The 771-nt window shown below is 51.2% G+C and carries 1 protein-coding gene; it reads left to right on the forward strand.

What is annotated here, in order from left to right:
* The coding region (locus NW860_RS11225; RefSeq protein WP_414514226.1) for a TylF/MycF/NovP-related O-methyltransferase at positions 1-771 on the forward strand (771 nt) is incomplete at both ends.

A 771-nucleotide genomic window follows, 5' to 3' on the forward strand; every position in this document is an offset into this window, starting at 1 on the left:
TTTCGGAGAACTTAGAGGTGATTGCCAAGGAACTGGGAGTTTGGGATCTCATTGTTCCTGTGCCGGGGCTGTTTGCCGACACCTTGCCTGTTTATCGAGAGCAGGTGGGCGAGATTGCCTTGCTGCATGCAGATGCAGACTGGTATCAGTCGACGATGGATATTTTCCGTCGTCTCTACCATCAAGTTAATCCCAGGGGGTTCATCCAGGTTGATGACTATCAAGACTGGCAAGGGTGTGCAAAGGCTGTCCATGACTTTGAGCAGGAGCTTGGAGTTTTCTTCCGGCTGCACAGTGTAGCTGAACCATATGGCTGGAAGCCAGATAGCCTAGAGGTTCAGGGTTGGCCTAGTGCTGTATGGTTAAGTCCCTCTGAGAACTGGCCGGTAATCACAGATGGTTTGATACAAACCTTCAAACCAGAAGGGATCCGTCTAAGCAAGATTAACGTGGGTCTTTTCCCCTACTGGGAGATGGAGACAGAGCAGCTTGTGCAAGAGTTGGAGGTTCTGTTGGAGTCAATTCTACGTAGCCCCAACCCAGAAGACTATGCCCTGATCTTCCTGGGAGACCCGGATCCGAAATTAGCCAATCAGACTCTGGAGATAGCTGCGGGCAACGTAGTTCTCAAGCTCATGGAAGTAGGGCTGGAGCTAGGCAGAGATCCATTCTCTTCTGTAGTGGCTGGGTTGAACCCCCATCAATGGGAGAGGCTGATTCCCCAACTCAACTATCGCTATCCTCTGAAGCGCGAGCGCTTTCCTAAGGGTT

This window comes from Synechococcus sp. F70.1, from assembly GCF_047502745.1.
Lineage (GTDB): Bacteria > Cyanobacteriota > Cyanobacteriia > Thermostichales > Thermostichaceae > Thermostichus.